The sequence below is a fragment of the Microvirga tunisiensis genome (assembly GCF_009296175.1).
GTDB classification, from domain to species: Bacteria; Pseudomonadota; Alphaproteobacteria; order Rhizobiales; family Beijerinckiaceae; genus Microvirga; species Microvirga tunisiensis.
Map to the genome: position 1 here is coordinate 1 of NZ_VOSK01000885.1, position 867 is coordinate 867.

Below are 867 nucleotides of genomic sequence, written 5' to 3' on the forward strand. Positions count from 1 at the left end.
TGGCGCCAACGCAGCAAAGCGGGTCACGCGCGTCTTGGTGCGCGGCCATCCGTCCAACCAGTGTACGACCCGCAAGACGTTCATCGCAGCCGCCGAACACACCTCCTGGAGGCCGGTCTTCAGGAGCCCGATATACCGGCTCCGGCGCATTCCGAAGACCCGCACACCCTGTGAGAGAGTGCCCTCGACGCCAGCCCGGGTATGATACCGCTCCTTCCATGTCGGATCGTGCATCCGGGATCGGGCTGCATTCAATGCCTCGTACTCTTGGCGCGTATGGAAGTAGACGGCGCGGCGGGCTTCCTTCGCGGGCGTGCACAGCTCTCTGACGGCGCAGGCTCCACAATCAGTGCGGCTGAACACGGCATTGATACGCGGGCTTCCATCCTCTCTGCGCGCGACGCGCCAAGTCGCGGAGACCTTACCCTGTGGGCACGTCACTTGTTCGCGCTCCCAGTCGATCACGAAGTTGGGCAGATCATATCCCTGTCCCGTGCGGGCCTGCCAGGACGATACGCCCCGCACCGGCCCCTCGAGCGAGATCCCGTGGTCTTGCCGGCTGCTGACCAACAGGGCCGCATCAATGTAGGCCGAGTCCACGTAATGCTCAGAAGGGAGGAGGCCTTTGGCGGCCAGGCACGCATGGATCTCGGCCGTGCTCGTCATGTCCTGCTCCATCGCCGGGCAGGTCTTGACGTGCGTGATCAGGTGGGCTGCATCGTCATCGCAGGTCTCGGTGACATGGACCTTGTAGCCGGACCACTCCATCTGACGCTTTGTGCTGTAATGCATCTCGGGATCATAGGGCGACTGCAGCCGTTCGCCGACCGGTGGCAGTTCCGCCCCAGCCCGCCAGCGCGGCCGCCC

At 64.6% G+C, this 867-nt stretch carries 1 protein-coding gene; it reads right to left on the reverse strand.

The features are described from left to right. Nucleotides 1-867: transposase (locus FS320_RS44325; RefSeq protein WP_192926440.1), on the reverse strand; the 867-nt coding region annotated here is incomplete at both ends.